Here is a 22,043-nt window from a genome sequence, read left to right as displayed (position 1 = left end):
GCGATGAACGTGCGCCCGACAGTCCAACACCTCCTCCTGCCTTTTCAAGCCCTTTGGCGGCTGCTGCAGCCCTTCTGGCGCGCGGCCCAGATGTGGCTGGATGCCGACGGGCTGCGCATGAGCGCGGCCATGTCGTTCTACGGCATGCTCAGCCTCGCGCCCCTGCTGCTGCTGCTGGTGGGCGTGCTGGGCTGGTGGATGGACCGCAGCTATCTGGAGAGCAATCTCATCGCGCAGGTGCAGGCGGTGATGGGCCAGCAGGTGGCCGACGTGGTGCGGCAGGCGCTGGCCAGCGCGCAGGCTCCCAGCGAAGGGCGGCTGGCCTCCCTGGTGGGTTTTGTGGTGCTGGTGTCGGGGGCCACCGGGGTGTTCGTGGAACTGCAGTCGGCGCTGGAGCATCTCTGGCGCGGCGGCGGGCCGGTGCCGCAGCGGGCGGCCTGGTGGCGCATGGCCTCGCTGCGCCTGCGGGGGCTGGCCTATGTGCTGGCGCTGGGATTCCTGCTGCTGGTGTCGCTGGCCCTGTCCACGCTGATCCACCTGCTGGCGGGCTGGGCCGGGGCGCACCTGTCGTTCGCGCCGCTCGCGCCCGTCATGCAGGTCGTCAACGAAGCCGTCGCCTTCGGCTTTGCCGTGGCATTGTTCGTGGGCCTGATGCGCATCGGCGCGGGGGCCAAGCCGCCCGCACGCTGCATCATGGCCGGGGCCGTGGTGGGCGCCACGCTGTTCACGGTGGGCAAGCAGCTGCTGGCCTGGTACCTGTCCACCGCGGCCGTGGTGTCGGCCTATGGCGCGGCCGGGTCGCTGGTGGTGCTGCTGATGTGGATCTACTTCTCGTCCGCCGTCCTCTTGTTTTCCGCGAGCTGCGCCCGGGCGTTCCAGGAGCTGGGCGCCTTGCCCGCGCAGCGGGGGCGCCTGCACGTGCCGCAGTAAGGCCCGAGGCCGGCGGTGCCGAAGGTGCCTTCCCCGCGCGCTCAGGCGGAAATGTGCAGCTGGGCGTCCAGGCCCAGCGTGCGGGCGAGCGTCAGCGCGTTCCCGGGCGCATGGGTCTTCATGGTGTTGTCGAAGAAGCAGAACACATTGCGCGCGGCCATGGCGGCGGGGCCGGCGTCTTCTGCGCAGAGCAGCCGCACGTCGGGCGGCACGCCGCCGGCGGCCCACGCGCGGATGCGCCCGGCCCAGGCCGCCAGCTGCGCATCGCTGTAGCCGCTCGCGTACAGCTCCTGGGCGCCGTGCAGGCGCAGGTACATGAAGTCCGCCGTCACATCGCCCACCTCGGGCCAGCGGCCCGCCGTGTCCGCCACCACGAGCGCCACGCCGTGGCGGCGCAGCAGCGCCACCGTCGCCGGCTGGCAGAAGCTCGCGTGGCGCACCTCGAGGGCGTGGCGCATCCGCATCGGGGCCACGGGGCCCAGCCATTCCTTGCCCCGCATGCGGTCCTCGCGTTCATGGGCAAGGCGGGCTGCGGCCTCGGTGTCGTGCGGCAGGTGGCCCAGGAAGGCATCGAGCAGTGCTTCCTCGAAGGCCAGGCTTGGCGGCAGCTGCCACAGGATGGGCCCGAGCTTGCAGCCCAGGGCCAGCGGCCCCGACGCCATGAAGTTCGCGATGGCCGCGCGGGCGTCGCGCAGCCGCAGGACGTGGGTGATGTACCGCGGGGCCTTCACCGTGAAGACGAAGCCCTCGGGGGTGTCGGCGGCCCAGCGCCCATAGCTGGACGGGCGCTGCAGCGCATAGAAGGAGCCGTTGAGCTCGATGCTGGGGAACTGCCGCGACGCGAATTCCAGCTCCCGCGCCTGGGTGAGGCCCGGGGGGTAGAAGCTGCCGCGCCAGGGCGGATAGCGCCAGCCGGATATCCCGATGCGGATCTGTGCCGCAGCCATCGCCATCGTGAGCCTCCTTTCTTTCCGCATCCGCGCGGCGCACGGGCCGACGGCCAGCATAGGCGGCCGTTTGCGCGGGCACAACCCGGGTGCTTGCCACCCTTTGGCGCCGGGAGTTCGCAGGGGCCACGTGCCGCCCTGCCGCTGCAGCGCAGAGAAGAATGTGTAAACAGGTTCTTACGTCCTTTACAGAGGCTACGCCCGGATTCCCGGTACTGCCGGGTACGCTGGCGGCCACCCGTCCAGAACCATCTGGACCTTTCGGAGAACAGCCATGAGCCTCATCGTTTCACCTTCCAATACCACCCGCTCCCTGGCCGCCGCGCCCGTGGGGGCCTTCGGCGCGGCGCCCTCCCTCAAGTGGCTGTGGGCGGCCATCGGGGTGCTCGGCGTGAGCGTGGTCGCGCTGGGTACGACCCTGGTGGTGCAGAACGCGGGGCCGTCCGCGGCCGACGCGCCGCCGCTGGCCGCTGCCGCGCAGCCCGCCAACGGTGCGCCAGGGGCTGCCACGCCCCCGCAGTCCTACCAGGCGCCACCGCCCGTGGGCAACAGGAACGTTGCCATCCACAGCGTGACCAACCAGCCGCCGGCCTTGGCGCAGGGGTATGCCGAGCCGTCCCGGCAGCCGCAACAGCAGCAGCAGCAACAACAACCGCTGCGCACCGCCGCGCAGGCACCTGTGTGCGCCACCTGTGGCCGTGTCGAGTCCGTCCAGGCCGTGCAGCAGGCGGCACCCGCCACCGGCGTGGGGGCGGTCGCCGGCGGGGTGCTGGGGGCGGTGGTGGGCAACCAGGTGGGCAAGGGCTCGGGCCGCACGGCGGCCACCGTGCTGGGTGCCGTGGGCGGCGGCTATGTGGGCCACAAGGTCGAAGAGCGCACGCGCACGCAGACGGTCTACCAGATCGCCGTGCGCATGGAAGACGGCTCCGTGCGGCGTTTCACGCGCGCGCAGCCCCCGGCCGTGGGCACGCCCGTGGTGCTGCAGGGCAAGGGCTTCCGCGTGGACGACGGTGCCGCCACGCGGGCGGCGGAGCCCTATCCACGCCCGCAGCCCGGCGCCGTGCGCGTGGCGGACACATATTGATCCACCTCGTTCCCAATGCAAAAAAAGCCCGCTGCCAGCGGGCTTTTTCATGGGCTGGGGGGTGCTACAGCACCACGGGGATTTCAGTCGCAGGCGGCGTGTTGCGGCTGCGGCCGCAGCGCACCAGGCCGTCGATCATCACCATGCCGATGCCGGGGATGTCGCCGAGCTGCACGCTTTCGAGCAGCGTGGCGCCCGCCGTGTGCTGGGCGCGGTCCATGAACACGAAGTCCGCCGCGCGGCCCGGCTCGATCAGCCCGCAGTTCAGGTTGCGGATGCGCGCCGTGTTGCCCGTGGCAAAGCAGAATACCAGCTCGGCGGGAATGTCGGCGAAGCTGGAGATCAGGGCGATCATGCGCAGCATGCCCAGCGGCTGCACGCCCGAGCCGGCCGGGCCGTCGGTGCCCAGGATCACGCGGTGCGGGCACTTGAGCTCGATGGCCGCGCGCGCGGCCTGGATGGCGATCTTCTCGTTGCCGTTGTGCACCAGCTCGATGGCGCGCGAGGACTTCTCGCACAGCTCGCACACATGCTTCCAGGGCAGGGAGGTGTGGCCGCCATTGATGTGGCCGATCACATCCGCATCGGCCTCCAGCACAACGTCCTTGTCGATGAGGCCCGAGCCCGGAATGGAGGGTCCTCCCGTGTGGATGGTGCTCTGGATGCCGTGCTTGCGTGCCCAGGCCACCATCTGCTGGGCTTCGTAGCCGGCCTTGACGGAGCCCAGGCCCACCTCGCCCAGCAGCGTCACGCCCGCGTCGGCCAGGTCCTTGAAGTCCTGCTCGGTCATGCCCTTCTCGATGACGGGGGCGCCCGCGATCACCTTCACGCCGCCGGGGCGGAAATTGTCGAACGAGCGCTGCGCGGTGATGGCCAGTGCCTTGAGCCCCACGATGTCCTTGGGGCGGCCCGGCAGGTGCACTTCGCCGGCCGAGACCATGGTGGTCACGCCGCCGTTCATGGTGGAGTCGATCCAGCCGATCTGGTTTTGCCGCGGCGTCCAGTCGCCAAAGACCGGGTGCACGTGGCTGTCGATCAGGCCGGGGGCGACGCAGGTCTTGCGCGCGTCGATCATGGTCTGCGCGTGTTCGGTGTCGCAGTCCTTTTCGCGGCCCACGGCCACGATGAGTCCGTCGTTGACGACGATGGTGTCGGCATCGAGGATGGGGCGGTCCAGGTCGCCCGACAACAAAAGACCGATGTTCTTGATGACCACTTTGCCCGACTTGCCGCCGGCTGCTGCTTCTGCCATGGATTCTCCTCGTGGGTGGGGGTTCGGGCCCGTTGCGGCCCTCGCTCAGAAAATCGTTGTGTCCGGTGCGTCCTGCGTTTGCCGTACTACTTGCGGAGGTGCGTGCCGAAGATCTTCGGACCTTCGGCCGTCACTTGCCCTTGGGTAGGCTGGGGCCCGGCGCCACGGTGCGCAGCACGCTGTCGATGACGAAGGACTCCCAGTGCGCCAGCGCATCGGGCGTCTCCAGGTCTTCGCCCAGAAAGGCCGACAGCGTGTGGCGGTTGGACATGTAGAAGTAGCCCGTGGCGGCGATCAGCAGGTACACGTCGCGCGCCGACACGTCCTTGCGGAACAGGCCTTGTGCCTGGCCGCTCTCCAGCACGCGGCGGATCACCTCGATGGCGGGCGACGAGTATTCGCGGGCCCGCATCGACTTGGAGATGTGCTTGCCCTTGTGCAGGTTTTCCGTGTTGAGCAGCGTGATGAACTCGGGGTTCTTGCGGTAGTAGCCCACCACGAAGCGGATCACCGCCTGCAGCGCCTCGACCGGCTTGGCGGTGTCCAGGTCGAGCTTGGACTCCGTATCGTTCATGCGCCGGTATGTTTCCTCCAGCACCTCGATGAACAGGCCTTCCTTGCTGCCGAAGTAGTAGTAGATCATCCGGTCGAACGACTTGGCGGCCTTGGAGATCTTCTCCACGCTGCCACCTTCGTAGCCATAGCGCGCAAACACCTTGGTCGCTGCTTTCAGGATGTTGTCCCGCGTGGTCTGCGCCGCCAGTTCGCGCACCCCCGTCTTTCGGGCGGAAGGGGAGCGGGTGGACGCCGTCCGGGTCTTGGTGGGTGTGGCAGACATGGATGATCCAGGTGAGAAGGGCCGGCCCCGCGGGGCCGGCCGGGGGTCACTGCTCCGCGAAGGCGCGTTCGATCACGAAGTCGCCGGGCTTCGTGGTGTTGCCTTCCTTGAAGCCGCGCTCTTCCATCATGTGCTTGAGGTCGCGCAGCATTTCGGGGCTGCCGCAGATCATCACGCGGTCTTCCGCAGGGTTCAGCGCCGGCAGGCCCAGGTCGCGCGCCAGCTGGCCGTTCTCGATCACGGTGGTCACGCGGCCCTGGTGCTTGAATGGCTCGCGGGTGACGGTGGGGTAGTACTTGAGCTGCTTGCTCACGATCTCGCCCAGGAACTCGTGCTGCGGCAGTTCCTGCGTGATGTAGTCGTGATAGGCCAGCTCCTTCACCTCGCGCACGCCGTGCACCAGGATGACTTCCTCGAACTTCTCGTACGTTTCGGGGTCCCGGATCAGGCTCAGGAATGGCGCCACGCCCGTGCCCGTGGAGAACATGTACAGCCGCTTGGCGGGCAGCAGGTAGTCGATCAGCAGGGTGCCGGTGGGCTTCTTGCCCACCACGATGTGGTCGCCCACCTTGATGTGCTGCAGGCGCGAGGTCAGCGGGCCGTCGGGCACCTTGATGGACAGGAACTCCAGGTGTTCCTCGTAGTTGGGGCTCACGATGCTGTAGGCGCGCAGCAGGGGTTTGCCGTTTTCCCCGCGCAGGCCGATCATCGTGAAATGGCCGTTGGAAAAGCGCAGGGCGGTGTCGCGCGTGGTGGTGAAGGAGAAAAGTCGGTCTGTCCAGTGGTGGACCGTCAGGACGCGTTCTTCGAGAAAGGCGCTCATGGTGCTTGGGTCGGGAAAGTTGAAAAAAACAGGGGAAAACTGGCTGAAGTCCGCTCCCGGAGCGCGTCAGAACGCGATATCCAGGCCGGAAAGCTTGTGGCTCACAACCCTCCATTGTTCCGCATCTGGAAGTGGAGGCTTTCTTTTGGTGATTGTGGGCAGGCCCGGGGCCAGGTTTTTGTTGAATTCCAGGAAGGCAGCGAACTCCGCCGGCAGGTCCGTGTCCGCGTAGATGGCATTGGCCGGGCATTCGGGAATGCACACCGCGCAATCGATGCACTCGTCGGGATCGATCACCAGGAATTGCGGCCCTTCCTTGAAGCAGTCGACCGGGCATACGTCGACGCAATCGGTGTACTTGCACCGAATGCATGCGTCAGTGACAACGTGCGTCATATTGGGGCTCCTCATGCACCTTTTCGGGGGGTGCGAAAACACCATTGCGGACCATGGATGATTACGCTACATTCGCGATAAATGTAGTGATCACAACATTTAAGTTAAGTGAATGCTACACAAAATGCACTGAGCGTACAAGCATTTGAAAAGATGCAATGAATGGGCCGCACGATGACTGAACACACCAAGACCGATGGGCTTCCGGGCATGGATGCGCCGGATCTGCCGCAAGTGCTCGAGCGCGCCCGGCCCCGCAATGAGCGCATGAACGCGGCCAAGGTCGAGTGCAATGCGTGCCCGGTGCTGTGCCAGATTTCCGAGGGCCGCGCGGGGGCGTGCGACCGCTACGCCAACCACGCCGGGGTGCTGGTGCGGCTGGACCCGGTGGTGGTGCTGCGCAAGACCCTGGAGGCCGGCGAGGCCACGCTGGTGCCGTTCGCGGCGCGGGCCCAGGCCGCGCAGCAGAGCGGTGCGGATGCCGCCGCAAGCGATGCGGGGAGCGCGCCTTGCACACCGCCCGCGCCCTGGTCGGGCGACCTGCTGCTGAGCGAAGAGGTCTTCGTGACGGGCGTGGGTTCGTCCACCACCTATCCTGACTACAAACCCGCGCCGTTCATCGTGGGCTCCCAGGTGCAGGGCGTGGACATGGTGACCGTGGTCACCGAAGGCATCTTCAGCTACTGCAGCTTCAAGGTGAAGATCGACACCGACCGCTTCCTCGGCTCCGAGCAGGCCAATGTGCGCTGCAAGGGCGAGGTGGTGGGCCACGTGACCACGGCGGAATACGGCTCGCAGATGCTGTCGCTCGGCGGCGTGCACCACCTGACCGGCGGCACCAAGAAGGAAGGCCGCGTCACCGCCGAGATGATGCAGCTGCTGGGCAACAAGCAGGCCGTGGAGTTCACCATCGACGGCGGCTCGCAGCTCGTGATCCAGGCCGGGCGCGCACCCATCGTCAACGGCGTGGCCGAGCAGCGCATGCGCGTGGGCTGCGGCTCGGCCGCCATCGGCATCTTCGCGCGCCAGTTTTTCGGCCATGCGGATGAGGTGGTGGTGGTGGACGACCACATCACCGGCGTGTTGACCGAGCACCAGGCTGGGCGCTGCCTGGACATGAAGTCCTCGGGCATCCAGATGCGCGGGCGAAAGTCCACGCCGGGGCGCTATTTCCAGGTGGCGAATCCGGGAACGGGCTGGGGCGGCACCGACATCGCCGACCCGCTGGCCATCATCGAAGGCTGGGACCCCGAGGTGGCATGGCCCGGCCTGCGCCTGCTCATGACATCCACCACGGGCGAGCATGCCTGCTGGTATGTGCTGGACGGGCAGCTGAACCCGGTGGAGGCGCAGATGCCTTCCGAAGTGCGCCGCATCGTGGACCGCATCGGCGAGAACTGCGAGCCCTCGCTGGCTTCGGTGCTTTTCCTCGGCGGCGCGGGCGGCAGCCTGCGTGCCGGCGTCACCGAGAACCCCGTGCTGCTCACCCGCTCCATCAAGAATGCGCTGGTCAATGTGACCTGCGGCGGCGCGCCGGCCTATGTGTGGCCCGGTGGCGGCATCACCGTGATGGCCGATGTGCTGCGCATGCCCGACAACAGCTTTGGCACCGTGCCCACGCCCGCCATCGTGGCGCCCATCGAATTCAGCATGCGCCGCACCGACTACGAAGCACTGGGCGGCCATGCCGGGCAGATCCGCAGCCTGCGCGAGGTGCTGGAGCACGGCGCGTGGCACAACGACGGCGCGCCCCAGGCGCTGGCATGGCAGACGCTGCCGTCCGCCAACCCCTGGCCGCTGGGGCGCCCGCCCCTGCTGGGCTGAGCGGCACCGCCATGCAAGCCTGCCGCAATCCCCTGTCCGACGGCCGCTGGCATTTCCAGCACGGGCCCATGGATCTCGTCATCCAGGCGGAGGGCGCAGCCGATGCCGTGGCCCAGGCCCATGAGCGTGCCTGGGCGCGTTTCGAGGGTCTGCTGCAGGAACTGGTGGACGAGCTGCCAGCCCTGCGCGCGCCGGTGGAGGGGGGCGCCTGTCCCCTGCGCGGCGTGGTCGCGCGCCGCATGTGGACGGCCTGCAGGCCGTACCGCGCAGGCTTCATCACCGCGATGGCTGCGGTCGCGGGGTCGGTGGCGCAGGAGATCCTCGGGTGCTATGCCCAGGACGGCATTGGGCGGGCCTGGGTCAACAATGGCGGAGACATCGCGCTGCACCTGGCCCCCGGGCAGTCGGCCACCGTGGGGGTGTATTCCGACATCGCCGCGCTGGACGCCGCGCAATGGCGCCACGGGCTGGTCCTGGACGGAAAGATTCGCATCGACAGCGCCATGCCCGTGCGCGGTGTGGCCACCAGCGGCTGGCGCGGGCGCAGCCACTCGCTGGGCATTGCCGACAGCGTCACGGTGCTGGCCCGCACCGCGGCCGAGGCCGACGCCGCGGCCACGATCGTGGCCAATGCCGTCAATGTGGATGACGAACGCATCCTGCGCATGCCGGCATGGCGGGTCCGCGATGACAGCGATCTGGGTGCCATTCCTGTCACAGTGGATGTTCCGCCATTGCCTGCCGGGCTCGTGCATCGCGCGCTGGGGCAGGGGCTGCAAAAGGCGCAAGAATTGCAGGCACAGGGCCTGCTGTGGTTCGCCCTGCTCGCCTGCCAGGGCCAGTTCGTGGCCACCGCGGCGGCGCAGCCAGCGGCGGATGGCATGGCGCTGCCGGTGGAAATGGCGCCGCAGGCAGAAGTTGGTTCGGTATTTGCTTAACGAATTGCACAGGTTTCCAAAATGATCCAGATACGACGTGTTTTCACCCATCTCGAGGAAGTCCGGCATGAATTCGGGCCCGTGGCCGATGTGCCGCTGCTGCGCGGCGCCATCGGCGCGGTGCTGACAAACCCCTATTCCGGCCGGTATGAGCCGGACATTCTCCCGATGATGGACGCCCTGCAGGATGTGGGGCTGGACATGGCCCAGCGGCTGCTCAAGGCCATGGCCGTGCCCGCCGAGCGCATCGCGACCTACGGCAAGGGCGCCATCGTCGGGGCCGCCGGCGAGCTGGAACATGGCGCGCTGTGGCACGTGCCCGGCGGCTATGCCATGCGCGAGCTGCTGGGCTGGAAGGGCGACCGCAACGCCTATGCCAAGGGCCAGGCGGAAAAGAAGACCGGGCAGCCCGCCAATGCCCTGTCCATCGTGCCCTCCACCAAGAAGGTCGGCGGCCCCGGCGCGGCGCTGGATGTTCCGCTCACCCACATCAACGCCAGCTACGTGCGCAGCCACTTCGATGCCATCGAGGTGCGCGTTCCCGGAGCGCCCGCGTCCGATGAAATCGTCTTCATCCTCGCCATGACCACGGGCGCGCGCATCCATGCCCGCGTCGGCGGGCTCAAGGCCGCCGACATCAGCCAATGGGACGGCCTGCGCTGAAGGCGCCAGGCCCGCTGCCGCGCCCACAAGAAAACCAAGGAGCAACACATGCCAGCCAAGATCCGGAAAATCATTGTCCAGACGGATGAAGTCCGCGTGGAGATGGGGCGCGACGTGCAGCCCCCCGTGCGCAAGGCCCTCGCCATGGCCGTGATCGACAACCCCTTTGCGGGCCGCTATGTCGAGAACCTCGACGAGCTGGTGGCCATCGGCGAGGAGCTGGGGGCCCTGCTGGGCGCCCGCTGCGTCGCCGCGCTGGGCATCGAGCCGGGCCAGGCGCAGAGCTATGGCAAGGCCGCCATCGTGGGCGAGGCGGGAGAACTGGAGCACGCTGCCGCCATCCTGCACCCCAAGCTGGGCGCCCCGCTGCGCGTGGCGGTGGAAAAAGGCGCCGCGCTGGTGCCGTCGAGCAAGAAGATCGGTGGCCTGGGCACGGCCATCGACGTGCCCCTGGGCCACAAGGACGCGGCCTACGTGCGCAGCCATTTCGACGCCATGGAGGCCCGCGTGGCCGACGCGCCGCGGGCCAACGAAATCGTCGTCGCCGTCGTCGTGACGGACAGCGGCCGGCCGCTGCCCCGCGTGGGCGGCCTCAAGGCGTCCGAAATCCAGGGTACGGACGGGCTGCGCTGAGCGCGGTCCCCGGCACTACCATCACCCACCACCATCCCCCCTGTCTCCCCAACCCACCTTTCAGGAGTTTCCCCATGACGATGCGACGAAACCTCATGCGTGCCACGGCTGCGGCCGCGCTGGCCATCACGCTGGCCCCTGTGCACGCCCAGGATGTCATCAAGATTGGCGAGATCAACAGCTACAAGGCGCAGCCCGCCTTCCTGGAGCCCTACAAGAAAGGCATGGAGCTGGCCGTTGACGAGATCAATGCCGCGGGCGGCGTGCTGGGCAAGAAGGTCCAGCTGGTCATCCGCGATGACAACGGCAACCCCGGCGACGCGGTCCGGGCCGCCGAGGAGCTGGTGTCCCGCGAGAAGGTCGATGTGCTCACGGGGTCCTTCCTGTCGCACGTGGGGCTGGCGCTGACGGACTTCGCCAAGCAAAAGAAATTCTTCTTTCTGGCCGGCGAGCCGCTGACCGACAAGATCGTGTGGCAGAACGGCAACCGCTACACCTACCGCCTGCGCCCCTCCACGTACATGCAGGTGTCGATGATGGTGCCCGAGGCCGTCGCCCTGAAGAAGAAGCGCTGGGCGCTGGTCTACCCCAACTATGAATACGGCCAGTCGGCCGTGGCCACCTTCAAGCAGCTGCTCAAGGCGGCCCAGCCCGATGTGGAATTCGTCGTCGAGCAGGCGCCGCCGCTGGGCAAGGTCGACTCGGGCAGCGTGGTGCAGGCCCTGGCCGATGCCAAGCCCGATGCGATCTTCAACGTGCTCTTCGGTGCCGACCTCTCCAAGTTCGTGCGCGAAGGCAACACGCGGGGCCTGTTCAAGGACCGTGAGGTGGTCAGCCTGCTGACGGGCGAACCGGAGTACATGGACCCGCTCAAGGACGAGGCGCCCAACGGCTGGATCGTCACGGGATATCCCTGGTACGGTATCCAGACGCCCGAGCACAAGGCCTTCCAGACGGCCTACCAGGGCAAGTTCAACGACTACCCGCGCCTGGGCTCCATCGTGGGCTACAGCGCCATCAAGTCGCTGGCCGAGGGCATGAAGAAAGCCGGCTCCACCGACACCGAAAAGCTCGTGGCCGCGTTCAAGGGCCTGCAGGTGCCCACACCCTTCGGCCCCATCGTCTACCGGGCCGAAGACAACCAGTCGACCATGGGCGGCTACGTGGGCCGCACCAAGAACGAGGGCGGCAAGGGCGTGATGGTGAACTACCGCTACGTGGACGGCAGCAAGGTGCAGCCCAGCAACGACGAAGTCAAGAAGATGCGCCCCGCGGATTGAGTTGCAACCCTCCCTGAGACGCTTCGCGTCTTCCCCCTTCTGCCGTGCTGTGCGCGGGAAGGGGGCGCCGCCCCCACTGCGGGGCGGCCCTTGCTCGGCTGCCCTGGCCTGGGGTGCGCCAGTTTCATAGGCTGTGGGCGGCGCGTAGGTAGCGCCGTGGAGACCTGAGATGGGTTTTTCGAGTTTTATCGTTCAGCTGCTCAACGGATTGGCGGGGGCTTCCTCGCTGTTCCTGGTGGGCGCCGGGCTCTCGCTGATCTTCGGTGTCACGCGCATCGTGAATTTCGCGCATGGCTCGTTCTTCATGGTGGGCATCTACGTCGCCTACTCGCTGGTGGCCAAGCTGGGCACGGGCCTGGGTTTCTGGCCCGCGCTGCTGCTGTCGGCCGTGGTGGTCGGCGCGCTCGGCGCCCTGGTCGAGGTGGTACTGCTGCGCCGCATCTACAAGGCGCCCGAACTGTTCCAGCTGCTGGCCACCTTCGCGCTCGTGCTGGTGATCAAGGATGCCGCGCTCTGGATCTGGGGCCCCGAGGAGCTGCTCGGCCCGCGCGCGCCGGGCCTGTCGGGCTCGGTGGACATCCTGGGGCGGCAATTCCCCTCGTACGACCTGTTCCTGATCGTGGTGGGGCCGGTGGTGCTGGGCCTTTTGTGGCTGCTGCTCACCCGCACCCGCTGGGGCACGCTGGTGCGCGCCGCCACGCAGGACCGCGAGATGGTCAGCGCGCTGGGCGTGAACCAGGCCTGGCTGTTCACGGCGGTGTTCGCGCTCGGCGCCCTGCTGGCGGGCCTGGGTGGCGCGCTGCAGCTGCCGCGCGAACCCGCCACGCTGGAGATGGACCTGAACACCATCGGCGCCGCGTTCGTGGTGGTGGTGGTGGGCGGCATGGGGTCCATCCCGGGCGCCTATGTGGCGGCCCTGCTGATCGCGGAGATCAAGGCCGTGTGCATCTGGCTGGGCGTGGTGGAGATCCTCGGCTACAGCGTCTCCTTCTCCAAGCTCACCCTGGTGGTGGAGTTCCTCGTGATGGCGGTGGTGCTGGTGGTGCGCCCCTGGGGACTGATGGGCCGTCCGCAGGGCGTGAGCCGCAACACGGGCCTGCCGGAGACACCGCTGCGCGCGCCCGACCGCTGGTTCAAGCTCGGCGGCGTGGCCCTGGTGGCCGTGCTGGTGCTGCTGCCGCTGCTCACGGCCGGCTCGCCGTACCTCACCGTGCTGTTCATCGACCTCTTGATCGCCGCGCTGTTCGCGGCCAGCCTGCACTTCATCATGGGCCCGGCGGGCATGCACTCGTTCGGCCATGCGGCCTACTTTGGCCTGGGTGCCTACGCGGCGGCGCTGCTGGTGCGCTCTGCGGGCATTCCCATGGAGCTGGCCCTGGTGCTGGCACCGCTCGCGGCCGCGGCGGGCGCGCTCGTCTACGGCTGGTTCTGCGTGCGGCTGTCGGGTGTGTACCTGGCCATGCTCACGCTGGCCTTCGCGCAGATCACCTGGGCCATCTGCTACCAGTGGGATGGCTTCACCGGCGGCAGCAACGGCCTCACCGGCGTGTGGCCGGCGGCCTGGCTGTCGGACAAGCGCAACTACTACTACCTCACGCTGGCACTGGTCGTGGGGGGCGTGCTGCTGCTGCGCCGCATCCTGTTCTCGCCGTTCGGCTATGCGCTGCGCGCAGGCCGTGATTCGGTGCTGCGCGCCGATGCCATCGGCATCGACGTCAAGCGCATGCAGTGGACGGCCTTCGTGATCGCCGGGCTGTTCGCGGGCCTGGGCGGCGCGCTGTTCGCGTTTTCCAAGGGCAGCATCTCGCCCGAGACGCTGCACGTGGGCCGATCGGTCGATGGCCTGGTGATGGTGCTGCTGGGCGGCATCCAGACACTGGCGGGCCCCGTGGTGGGCGCCGTCACGTTCACCTGGCTGCACGACACCGTGGCGCGCAACACCGATTACTGGCGCGCCATGCTGGGCGCCATCATCCTGATCCTGGTGCTGCTGTTTCCCCAGGGCATTGCGGGGGCCATCAAGCAGCTCTTCGACAACCGGCGCGAAGCCGATATCAACAAGCAGGAGGGCAAGGCATGAGCTTGCTCAAAGTCACGGGCCTGGGCAAGTCCTTTGGCGGCGTCAAGGCCGTCGATGGCATCCATTTCGAGCTGGCCGCCGGCGAACTGCTGGCACTCATCGGCCCCAACGGCGCCGGCAAGTCCACCACCTTCAACATGGTCAACGGCCAGCTGGCGGCGGACGCGGGCTCGATCCAGCTCCACGGCCAGGAGCTCGTGGGCCGCAAGCCGCGCGACATCTGGCGCATGGGCGTGGGCCGCACCTTCCAGATCGCAGAAACCTTCGCCTCCCTCACCGTGGTGGAGAACGTGCAGATGGCGCTGATCTCCCACGACAGCCGCCTTTTCGCGATGTGGCGCAAGGCGGCCGACCACAAGCGAGAAGAAGCCCTGGCGCTGCTGGACCAGGTGGGCATGAAGTCCCAGGCCGACCGCCCCTGCAGCGTGCTGGCCTATGGCGATGTGAAGCGCGTGGAGCTGGCCATCGCCATGGCCAACGCGCCCAAGCTGCTGCTCATGGACGAGCCCACGGCCGGCATGGCGCCCAAGGAGCGCAACGAACTCATGGCGCTCACCAAGCAGCTCGTGATCGACCGCGGCATGGCCGTGCTGTTCACCGAGCACAGCATGGACGTGGTGTTCGCGTACGCCGACCGCATGATCGTGCTGGCGCGCGGGCGGCTCATCGCCGAGGGCAAGCCCCTGGAGCTGCGCGACCACCCCAAGGTGCAGGAGGTGTACTTCGGCACCGGCAAGACCTTCGAGAAGAAAACGGCAGCCGCTGCTGCGGAGGCCGCATGAGCATGACGACCAACGAACCCAAAGAAGTGCTGCTGCAGGCCCAGGGGCTGCAGGCCTGGTACGGCGCCGCGCAGATCCTGTACGACGTGGATCTGGACGTCCGCCGGGGCGAGGTCGTGGCCCTGATGGGCCGCAACGGCGCGGGCAAGTCCACCACGCTCAAGACGCTGATGGGCATGCTCGCCAAGCGCAAGGGCCAGATCCGGTTCATGGGCCAGGACATCTCCAAAAGCGACCCGCACGATGCGGCGCGCCTGGGCCTGGGCTTCGTGCCCGAGGACCGCCGCGTGTTCACCGACCTCACGGTGATGGAAAACCTGGAGGTGGGGCGCCAGCCCGCCCGCAGCTGGCCCGATGGCACGACAGCCCCGGTGTGGACACCCGAGCGTCTCTTCAAGCTGTTCCCCAACCTGGGCGAAATGCCCCAGCGCCCGGGTGGGCGCATGAGCGGCGGCGAACAGCAGATGCTGACCGTGGCCCGCACGCTCATGGGCAACCCCTACCTGGTGCTGCTGGACGAACCCTCCGAAGGCGTGGCGCCTGTGATCGTGGAGCAGATGGCGCACATGATCCTGGAGCTCAAGGAACAGGGCGTGAGCATCCTGCTGTCCGAGCAGAACATGCACTTTGCCGAACTGGTGTCCGACCGCGCCTATGTGCTGGAGAAGGGGCAGATCCGCTACCAGGCCACGATGGCGGAGCTGGCGGCGAACGAAGAGGTTCGCCGCGCCTACCTCAGCGTATAGCGCCATGGCCGCTGCCCGCCCGCCCATGGCGCGGCCAGGGCCCGGGGTGGCGGCTATGACGGATTCACAACACCTCGCGGAAATGGTTGCACAGTCGCTTCGCTTGCAGGGAAACTTGCGCCTTTGATGTAAGGAGCGTTTCATGAAGTTTCGTGGGATGGAGGATGGGAGCATCGACCGCCGGGTGGTGCTGACGGCCCTGGCCGCCGCCGCTCTGGGAGCCGCTGGCCCGGCAGCGGCCGAGACCGGGGTGACGGACACCCGCATCAAGGTGGGGCAGTCGGCCGTTTTCACGGGGCCGGCCAAGGATTTCGGGGTGGACTACAAGGCCGGCATCGTGCTGGCGTTCGACAAGGCCAACAAGACCGGCGGGGTGCACGGGCGTGCGCTGGAACTCGTCTCGCACGACGACGCCTATGAGCCCAAGAAGACCGCCGAGAACACCACGCGCCTCATCGAGGAGGACAAGGTGTTCGCGCTGATCGGCTACGTGGCCACGGGCAACCTGATCGCGGCCATGCCCATCGCCGAGAAGGCGGGCGTGCCCATGTTCGCGCCACTGGTGGGCACGACCTCGTTCCGCACCAACCACAACCGCCACCTGTTCCACGTGCGCGCCAGCTACGAGACCGAGCTGCGCAAGATCGTGGGCCACCTGGCCACCCTGGGCATCAACAACATTGCCGTCATTTACCAGAACAGCGCGTTCGGCAAGTCCAACCTCGAGACCTGCCTGCAGATCGCGCAGGGCCTGAAGGTGAAGGTGGTGGAATCCGTGCCCATGGAGATCGCCGCCACCGACGCCAAGCCCCAGGTTGCCACGCTCACCAAGGCCCAGCCCGGTGCCGTGGTGATGATCATGGCCGGCAAGATGGTGGAAGTGTTCCTGCGCGACTACCGTGCCAGCGGCAGCGCGGCGCCGCTGTACACCATCTCCGTCGGCATCACCGACGCGCCGGGATCTGCGCAGCGCCTGAACGGCGGCATCGAAGGGCTGGTGACCGCCAGCATTGTGCCGTCGCCCCAGTCCAGCCGCATGCCCATCGTGGCGGACTACCGCAAGGACCGCGCCGACGCCGGCGAGAAGATCGACAGCTACACCATGCTGGAAGGCTACATCGCCGCGCGCGTGTTCGTCGAAGGCCTCAAGCGCGCGGGCCGCAACCTCACGCGCGATGGCTTCATCAAGGCCATGGAGGACATGGGGACGACCAAGCTCGGCGACTTCCCGCTGCAATACGGCCCGGGCAACCACAATGGCTCCAACTTCGTGGACCTGGAGATGTACACGCGCTCGGGCACCTTGAAGCGCTGAAGGCCAGGAGTCCGTTCGCCCCATGCACGCCACCCCCAGCGCCACGGCCACCGTCAACGGCCAGCCCTGCGCACTGCCCGCCACCGGCGCGGACGGCGCCACGCTGCTGCACGTGCTGCGCAACGACCTGCAGCTCAACGGCCCCAAGTACGGCTGTGGCCTGGGGCAGTGCGGCGCGTGCACGGTGCTGGTGGACGGCGTGGCCGCGCGGGCCTGTGTGATCCCCGCGCGGGGCGCGGCGGGGCGCGACGTGACCACGCTGGAGGGGCTGCCGGCGCGCTGCGGCCAGGCCACGGGGCTGCACCCGGTGCAGCAGGCCTTCATCGACGAGCAGGCCGCGCAATGCGGCTATTGCCTGAGCGGCATGGTGATGATGGCCGTGGCCCTGCTGGAGCGCAACGCCGACCCCGACGAGGCCGCCATCCGCCGCGAACTGGCCAGCAACCTGTGCCGCTGCGGCACCCATGTGGAGATCATCCGCGCCGTGTTGCGCGCGGCCGTGCTGATGCGGGAGGCCAGGGCATGAGCACCACGCCCGCCGGCGCCTTGCCATTGCGCGCCCACGCACCCCTGACCCGCGCCGACTTCCATGCCGCGCAGGGTGTGCTGCTGGTGGTGCGCAACCCGCCGCCCGCGCCGCCGCCCGTCAAAGGCCAGCCCGCGCTGGTGGCGGGCAATCCGGCCGAGGGGGTCGAAATCCTGATTGCCGTGTGGGACGACGGCAGCGTGACCGCGCTCAACGGCCACGTCGACCTGGGCACGGGCATCCGCACGGCGCTGGCGCAGATCGTGGCCGAGGAACTCGATGTGCCGCTGGCCCGGGTGCACATGGTGCTGGGCGACACCGCGCGCGCGCCCAACCAGGGCGCGACCATCGCCAGCGCCTCGATCCAGATCCACGCCAGGCCGCTGCGCATCGCCGCGGCGCAGGCGCGCCACTGGCTGGTGGCGCGCGCCGCCGCGCGCCTGGGCGTGGCGGCCGACACCCTGCGGGTGCAGGCCGGGGTGGTGCAGGCGGCCGCCGAACCGGCGCGCCAGGTGGCCTATGGCGAACTGCTCGCTGGCGCGCACACCACCCTGGAGCTCGCCGAGGCCACGCCCACCAAGCCCGCGGCCGACTACACCGTGGTCGGGCAGCCGGTGCCGCGCGTGGACATCCCCGCCAAGGTCAGCGGCGAGCTGGTCTTCGTGCACGACATGCGCGTGCCCGGCATGCTGCATGGGCGCGTGGTGCGCCCGCCCTATGCGGGCGCCGACCATGGCGACTTCATCGGCAACACGCTGGAATCGGTGGACCAGTCGTCCATCGCCCACATCCCGGGCATCCGCGCGGTGGTGGTGATCCGCGACTTCGTGGGCATCGTCGCCGAGCGCGAGGAGCAGGCCGAGCAAGCCCTGCGCGAGCTGAAGGTGCAGTGGAAGCACTGGCCCGGTTTCCCGCGCCAGGACAGCGCTGAAGCGGTGGAGCAGGCCATTCGCGCCAACCCCGCCACCCAGCGCCGCCTGGTGGACGAGGGCGATGTGGATGCCGCGCTGGCCGCTGCCGACCAGCCCATGCCGCGCACCTATGTGTGGCCCTACCAGCTGCACGGCTCCATCGGCCCCTCGTGCGCGGTGGCCGAGTGGCGCCAGGACGAAACCTCGGGCCGTGCCCGCATGGCCGTCTGGGCCGGCACGCAGAACCCCCATGTGCTGCGCGCCGACCTGGCCCGGCTGATGGGCCTGGCCGACGTGGACATCGACCTGGTGCGCATGGAGGCTGCGGGTTGCTACGGCCGCAACGGGGCCGACGACGTGGCGGCCGATGCTGCGCTGCTCTCGCGCGCCGTGGGGGCGCCCGTGCGCGTGCAGCTCACGCGCGAGCAGGAGCACCTGTGGGAGCCCAAGGGCACGGCCCAGCTCATGCAGGTGCGTGGCGGGCTCAACGCCGATGGCTCGGTGGCGGCCTACGACTTCGAGACCTCCTACCCCTCCAACGGCGCGCCCACGCTGGCCCTGCTGCTCACGCGCACCATCGAGCCCGTGGCCCAGGCCTACGAGATGGGCGACCGCACCGCGCGCCCGCCCTACGGCTACGACAACCTGCGCGTGGCCGTGAACGACATGGCGCCCATCGTGCGGGCCTCGTGGCTGCGCGGCGTCTCGGCGCTGCCCAATTCGTTCGCGCACGAGTCCTATGTGGACGAGCTGGCCACGGCGGCGGGCGTGGACCCGGTCGAATTCCGCCTGCAGCTGCTGAACGATCCGCGCGCGGCCGAGCTCGTGCAGGCCACGGCGGAAAAGGCGGGCTGGGTGCGCCGCACCGGCCCCTTGCAGCGCGGGCTGGACGGCGACTGGGTGCAGGGCCAGGGCTTTGCCTACGCGCGCTACATCCACAGCAAATGGCCGGGCTTTGGCGCCGCCTGGGCGGCCTGGGTGGCCGACGTGGACGTGAACCGGAAGACCGGCGAGGTGCATGTGCGCCGCGTGGTCGTGGGGCACGATGCGGGCCTCATGGTCAACCCGGCCGGCGTGGAGCACCAGGTGCACGGCAACGTGGTGCAGACCACCAGCCGCGCGCTCAAGGAGCAGGTGCGCTTCGACCCCGTCACGCAGGCGGTGGACACGCGCGAATGGGGCAGCTACCCGATCCTGAGCTTCCGCGAGGTGCCGGTCATCGAGGTCATGCACATGCCCCGGCAGGACGAGGCGCCGCTGGGTGCGGGCGAGTCGTCCTCCGTGCCCGGCACGGCGGCCATCGCCAACGCGATCTTCGACGCCACGGGTGTGCGCTTTCGCGCGCCGCCCTTCACGCCCGAGGTGGTGCGCGCCGGGCTCAATCCGCTGCCGGGCAACGCCGGTGCGGGAGATGCGGGCACGGCAGGCACCGCCACCACGCAGCCTGCCGACGTGCTGCCCACCCTGGAACTGCCAGCGCCTACCGTGCCCGCCACCGCCACGTGGCCGCGCCAGCGCAGCCCCTGGGCGCGTGCACTGGCCCTGGCCGCGGGTGGGCTGGCCATGGGCGCCGCGCTGCTGGGCTGGCGCCCGTCCATCGCGCCCGTGGTGCAGACGGCGGGCGGTGCGGCGGTGTACAACGCCGCCACCATCGAGCGCGGCCGCCTGCTGGCCGCCGCGGGCGACTGCGTGGTCTGCCATACCGCGCCCGGCGGCACGCCCAACACGGGGGGGCGCGGCATGGAAACGCCGTTCGGCACCGTCTACACCACCAACCTCACGCCCGACGCCGAGACCGGCATCGGCCGGTGGTCGTTCAGCGCCTTCCAGCGCGCCATGCGCGAGGGCATCTCGCGCGACGGCCGCCACCTGTACCCGGCGTTCCCGTACACCTCGTTCGCGAAGATGAGCGACGACGACCTCACGGCGGTCTACGCCTACCTCATGGCGCAGCCCGCCGTGCGCGCCGAGGTGCCCGCCACCCGACTTGCATTCCCCTTCAGCGTGCGCCCGCTCATGGCTGGATGGAACGCGCTGTTCCACGACGCCACGCCCTGGAAGCCCGACCCCGCGCGCCCGCCCGAGTGGAACCGGGGCGCCTACCTGGTACAGGGCGTGGGCCACTGCGGCGCCTGCCACACGCCGCGCAATGCGCTGGGCGCGGAGCAGGGCGGGGCGGCCTTCCTGTCGGGCGCGCTCATCGACGGGTGGGAGGCCCCCGCGCTCACCGGCTTGTCCAAGGCACCCGTGCCCTGGAGCGCCGAGTCGCTCTACGGCTACCTGCGCCACGGCCACAGCGCGCAGCACGGCAGCGCCTCCGGCCCCATGGCGCCCGTGGTGCGCGAGCTGGCGCACCTGCCCGACGGCGACATCCGCGCCATGGCCACCTACCTCGCCTCGTTCACGGCCGCCACGGAGCCTGCCGCCGACGCGGCGCGGGCCCGCGCCACGGCGGCCGTGGCCCAGGCCGCCGCGCTCGCGCCCCAGCCCGGCTCCGCGCAGCGCCTGTTCAACGGCGCCTGCGCCGCCTGCCACCACGACGGCGACGGGCCGAAGCTGCTGGGCGTGAACATTCCGCTGGCCCTCAACAGCAACCTGCACAGCGACCGGCCCGACAACCTGCTGCAGGTCATCGTGCACGGCATCCGCGAACCCGCCGCGCGCGACATCGGCTTCATGCCCGGCTTTGGCCACGCGCTCAGCGACGCGCAGATCACCGAGCTGGCAGGCTACATGCGCCAGCGCTACGCCCCCGGGCGCCCGGCGTGGCGTGATGTGCCCGAGGCGCTGGCCCGTGTGCGGGCGGGGCCTGCGCATCCTTAGACTGACGATCTCGCAGAACCGCTCTGGGCGAGCGTCAACACGTTTTGAAGCTTTTTGGTGCTGAGGCGCTAGTGGAACATGCGCAAGCAGCTATCAAAAATGGAGCAAACGCAGGCCCCGTGTTCAGCCCGACAATCGGGTTGCACCATCGCCCAGACACCATGACAGATGCCGTCCCCTTGCCATCGCATAGCGCCTTGCGCACCCCGCACCGGCGCGCGCAGCGCATAGGCGGGGCCGCAACGCTGGCCCTGTGCTGCCTGGCCCTCACGGCCTGCGGGCCGGATGTGCAGGGGTCGCCCAAGCCGCCCCCGGCGTTTGGCCCCGTGCAGAGCAGCTGGTTCGGCTGCCCGTCGCTGCAAGGGATGTACGCCTGGCCGCCGGTGGAGCCCGGTGGTGTGCGGGGCAGCCTGCCGTTTTTCACCGGTTCGCCGGAGATGCAGGTCTGGGTACAGCAGCAGCGCGGCGAAACCACGCTGCGCACGCGCACCGTCAACCGCGCGCGCAACGTGCGCACCTCGTTGACTCGGCAGTGGAGTCTGGTCACCTACGGCGGCGCGCAGGCCCGCTGCAGCTCCGGCATGCTCGACCTGGTCCCGCAGACCGTGTCGCCGGACAAGGAGCCTGGGGCCTCGGGCGTGCTGCAGGGTTTCAGGCTGGCGCTGCTCAAGGATGGCGGGCTGGCCGTGGGCAAGCGCACCGTCAGCACGGGCAACAAGGGCTCGTACTTCTCGTGGGGCGGGCAGTCCTACGGCAGCTACGACGCGCCCGATGTGGAGACCTGGACCTGGCTCAAGCTGGCCCGCACCGCTGCGGGGGACAGCGAGCCGCCGGTCATCGACGCCTACGTGCCCGGGGCCACCTCCCCTTAGGCTTTTTGATTGCAGAGCGGCGCGCGAAAAAGGCCGCGAACTTCCCCGTTTATCGCGCCACCGCCTGCGCTGCCGCCTCGGCACAGTGACATCGGGGCTTGGTCCATGGTGGGGCAGGCCCGGGCGCCCGCATTGTTGTGGCAGGCGCCCACGTCATCGGCCTGCCCAAGCAGCGGCCGTCCACTGTCGTTCAAGGAGAAGACCATGCCCGCTAGTGAACTGGAAATCCACGAGATCGTGCTGCGATTGCTGCGTGAAGGCTATGCCGCCCTGACCGCCGCCCAACGCAGGGTGGTAGACACGCTGATGGCGGTGTGCTGACGCGCCACGCGGCCATTCAAAGTCAATTTTGAATCTTTTAGGGCCCTAGCGCTGGCCCC

The 22,043-nt window shown here is 68.9% G+C and carries 19 protein-coding genes; 14 read left to right on the top strand and 5 right to left on the bottom strand.

Translation table 11 applies throughout. The annotated features are described in order from the left end of the window. Nucleotides 1–90: 90 nt before the first annotated feature. Entirely contained in the window at nucleotides 91–930 is an 840-nt protein-coding gene (locus AC07PV_RS09630) for a YihY/virulence factor BrkB family protein (RefSeq protein WP_370628116.1), read from the top strand. Nucleotides 931–971: 41 nt separating this feature from the next. On the opposite strand, the gene AC07PV_RS09625 is transcribed toward AC07PV_RS09630, so the two are convergent. Continuing rightward, complete coding sequence (locus tag AC07PV_RS09625) at nucleotides 972–1,883, bottom strand: DUF72 domain-containing protein (RefSeq protein WP_369641080.1); 912 nt, start codon at nucleotides 1,881–1,883, stop codon at nucleotides 972–974. A gap of 268 nt (nucleotides 1,884–2,151) precedes the next feature. On the opposite strand from AC07PV_RS09625, the gene AC07PV_RS09620 reads away from it, so the two are divergent. After that, nucleotides 2,152–2,961 (top strand): outer membrane lipoprotein, encoded by an 810-nt coding sequence (locus tag AC07PV_RS09620; protein ID WP_494630083.1) that lies wholly within the window; start codon nucleotides 2,152–2,154, stop codon nucleotides 2,959–2,961. A gap of 64 nt (nucleotides 2,962–3,025) precedes the next feature. On the opposite strand, the gene AC07PV_RS09615 is transcribed toward AC07PV_RS09620, so the two are convergent. The 4 genes from AC07PV_RS09615 to fdxA all read right to left on the bottom strand — a co-directional run bounded on the left by AC07PV_RS09615 (nucleotide 3,026) and on the right by fdxA (nucleotide 6,270). Then, nucleotides 3,026–4,213, bottom strand: coding sequence for an amidohydrolase family protein (locus tag AC07PV_RS09615; RefSeq protein WP_369641082.1), 1,188 nt, complete (start codon nucleotides 4,211–4,213; stop codon nucleotides 3,026–3,028). 130 nt (nucleotides 4,214–4,343) lie between these two features. Continuing rightward, nucleotides 4,344–5,051, bottom strand: coding sequence for a TetR/AcrR family transcriptional regulator (locus AC07PV_RS09610; RefSeq protein WP_494630081.1), 708 nt, complete (start codon nucleotides 5,049–5,051; stop codon nucleotides 4,344–4,346). 46 nt (nucleotides 5,052–5,097) lie between these two features. Beyond that, entirely contained in the window at nucleotides 5,098–5,874 is a 777-nt protein-coding gene (locus AC07PV_RS09605; RefSeq protein ID WP_218296579.1) for a ferredoxin--NADP reductase, read from the bottom strand. 66 nt (nucleotides 5,875–5,940) lie between these two features. Continuing rightward, a complete protein-coding gene (fdxA, locus tag AC07PV_RS09600) occupies nucleotides 5,941–6,270 on the bottom strand; it encodes a ferredoxin FdxA (protein ID WP_218296580.1) in 330 nt (109 codons plus the stop codon). A gap of 174 nt (nucleotides 6,271–6,444) precedes the next feature. Here fdxA and AC07PV_RS09595 point away from each other — a divergent pair, with 174 nt between their 5' ends. The 12 genes from AC07PV_RS09595 to AC07PV_RS09540 all read left to right on the top strand — a co-directional run bounded on the left by AC07PV_RS09595 (nucleotide 6,445) and on the right by AC07PV_RS09540 (nucleotide 21,663). Beyond that, entirely contained in the window at nucleotides 6,445–8,094 is a 1,650-nt protein-coding gene (locus AC07PV_RS09595; protein ID WP_218339180.1) for a 6-hydroxynicotinate reductase, read from the top strand. Nucleotides 8,095–8,105: 11 nt separating this feature from the next. Beyond that, entirely contained in the window at nucleotides 8,106–9,032 is a 927-nt protein-coding gene (locus AC07PV_RS09590; RefSeq protein WP_492808200.1) for a UPF0280 family protein, read from the top strand. Nucleotides 9,033–9,053: 21 nt separating this feature from the next. Further along, nucleotides 9,054–9,695 (top strand): amino acid synthesis family protein, encoded by a 642-nt coding sequence (locus AC07PV_RS09585; RefSeq protein WP_218296583.1) that lies wholly within the window; start codon nucleotides 9,054–9,056, stop codon nucleotides 9,693–9,695. A gap of 48 nt (nucleotides 9,696–9,743) precedes the next feature. After that, a complete protein-coding gene (locus AC07PV_RS09580) occupies nucleotides 9,744–10,328 on the top strand; it encodes an amino acid synthesis family protein (RefSeq protein ID WP_492254354.1) in 585 nt (194 codons plus the stop codon). Between the two features lie 74 nt (nucleotides 10,329–10,402). Next, the gene (locus tag AC07PV_RS09575; protein ID WP_218339177.1) at nucleotides 10,403–11,608 is read left to right on the top strand and encodes an ABC transporter substrate-binding protein; all 1,206 of its coding nucleotides are present in this window, start codon (nucleotides 10,403–10,405) and stop codon (nucleotides 11,606–11,608) included. A gap of 169 nt (nucleotides 11,609–11,777) precedes the next feature. Next, the gene (locus AC07PV_RS09570) at nucleotides 11,778–13,688 is read left to right on the top strand and encodes an ABC transporter permease (protein ID WP_494630079.1); all 1,911 of its coding nucleotides are present in this window, start codon (nucleotides 11,778–11,780) and stop codon (nucleotides 13,686–13,688) included. Next, entirely contained in the window at nucleotides 13,685–14,470 is a 786-nt protein-coding gene (locus tag AC07PV_RS09565) for an ABC transporter ATP-binding protein (protein ID WP_218296587.1), read from the top strand. Before AC07PV_RS09570 ends, AC07PV_RS09565 begins: the two co-directional genes overlap by 4 nt. Before the next feature lie 2 nt (nucleotides 14,471–14,472). Continuing rightward, entirely contained in the window at nucleotides 14,473–15,216 is a 744-nt protein-coding gene (locus tag AC07PV_RS09560) for an ABC transporter ATP-binding protein (RefSeq protein WP_492255350.1), read from the top strand. 142 nt (nucleotides 15,217–15,358) lie between these two features. Then, on the top strand, nucleotides 15,359–16,531 hold the full coding sequence (locus AC07PV_RS09555) for an ABC transporter substrate-binding protein (RefSeq protein ID WP_218339176.1): 1,173 nt from the start codon (nucleotides 15,359–15,361) through the stop codon (nucleotides 16,529–16,531). Nucleotides 16,532–16,553: 22 nt separating this feature from the next. Beyond that, nucleotides 16,554–17,057, top strand: coding sequence for a (2Fe-2S)-binding protein (locus AC07PV_RS09550; RefSeq protein WP_218339175.1), 504 nt, complete (start codon nucleotides 16,554–16,556; stop codon nucleotides 17,055–17,057). Continuing rightward, on the top strand, nucleotides 17,054–20,791 hold the full coding sequence (locus tag AC07PV_RS09545; protein ID WP_494630077.1) for a molybdopterin cofactor-binding domain-containing protein: 3,738 nt from the start codon (nucleotides 17,054–17,056) through the stop codon (nucleotides 20,789–20,791). The genes AC07PV_RS09550 and AC07PV_RS09545 overlap by 4 nt, the downstream gene beginning before the upstream one ends. 161 nt (nucleotides 20,792–20,952) lie before the next feature. After that, nucleotides 20,953–21,663, top strand: coding sequence for a hypothetical protein (locus AC07PV_RS09540; protein WP_494630075.1), 711 nt, complete (start codon nucleotides 20,953–20,955; stop codon nucleotides 21,661–21,663). Nucleotides 21,664–22,043 lie beyond the last annotated feature (380 nt).

It is taken from the genome of Acidovorax sp. GW821-FHT09A11 (genome assembly GCF_059418365.1).
The sequence above is the reverse complement of the archived record's forward strand: the minus strand, read 5'-3'. Positions and strand labels throughout refer to the sequence as shown.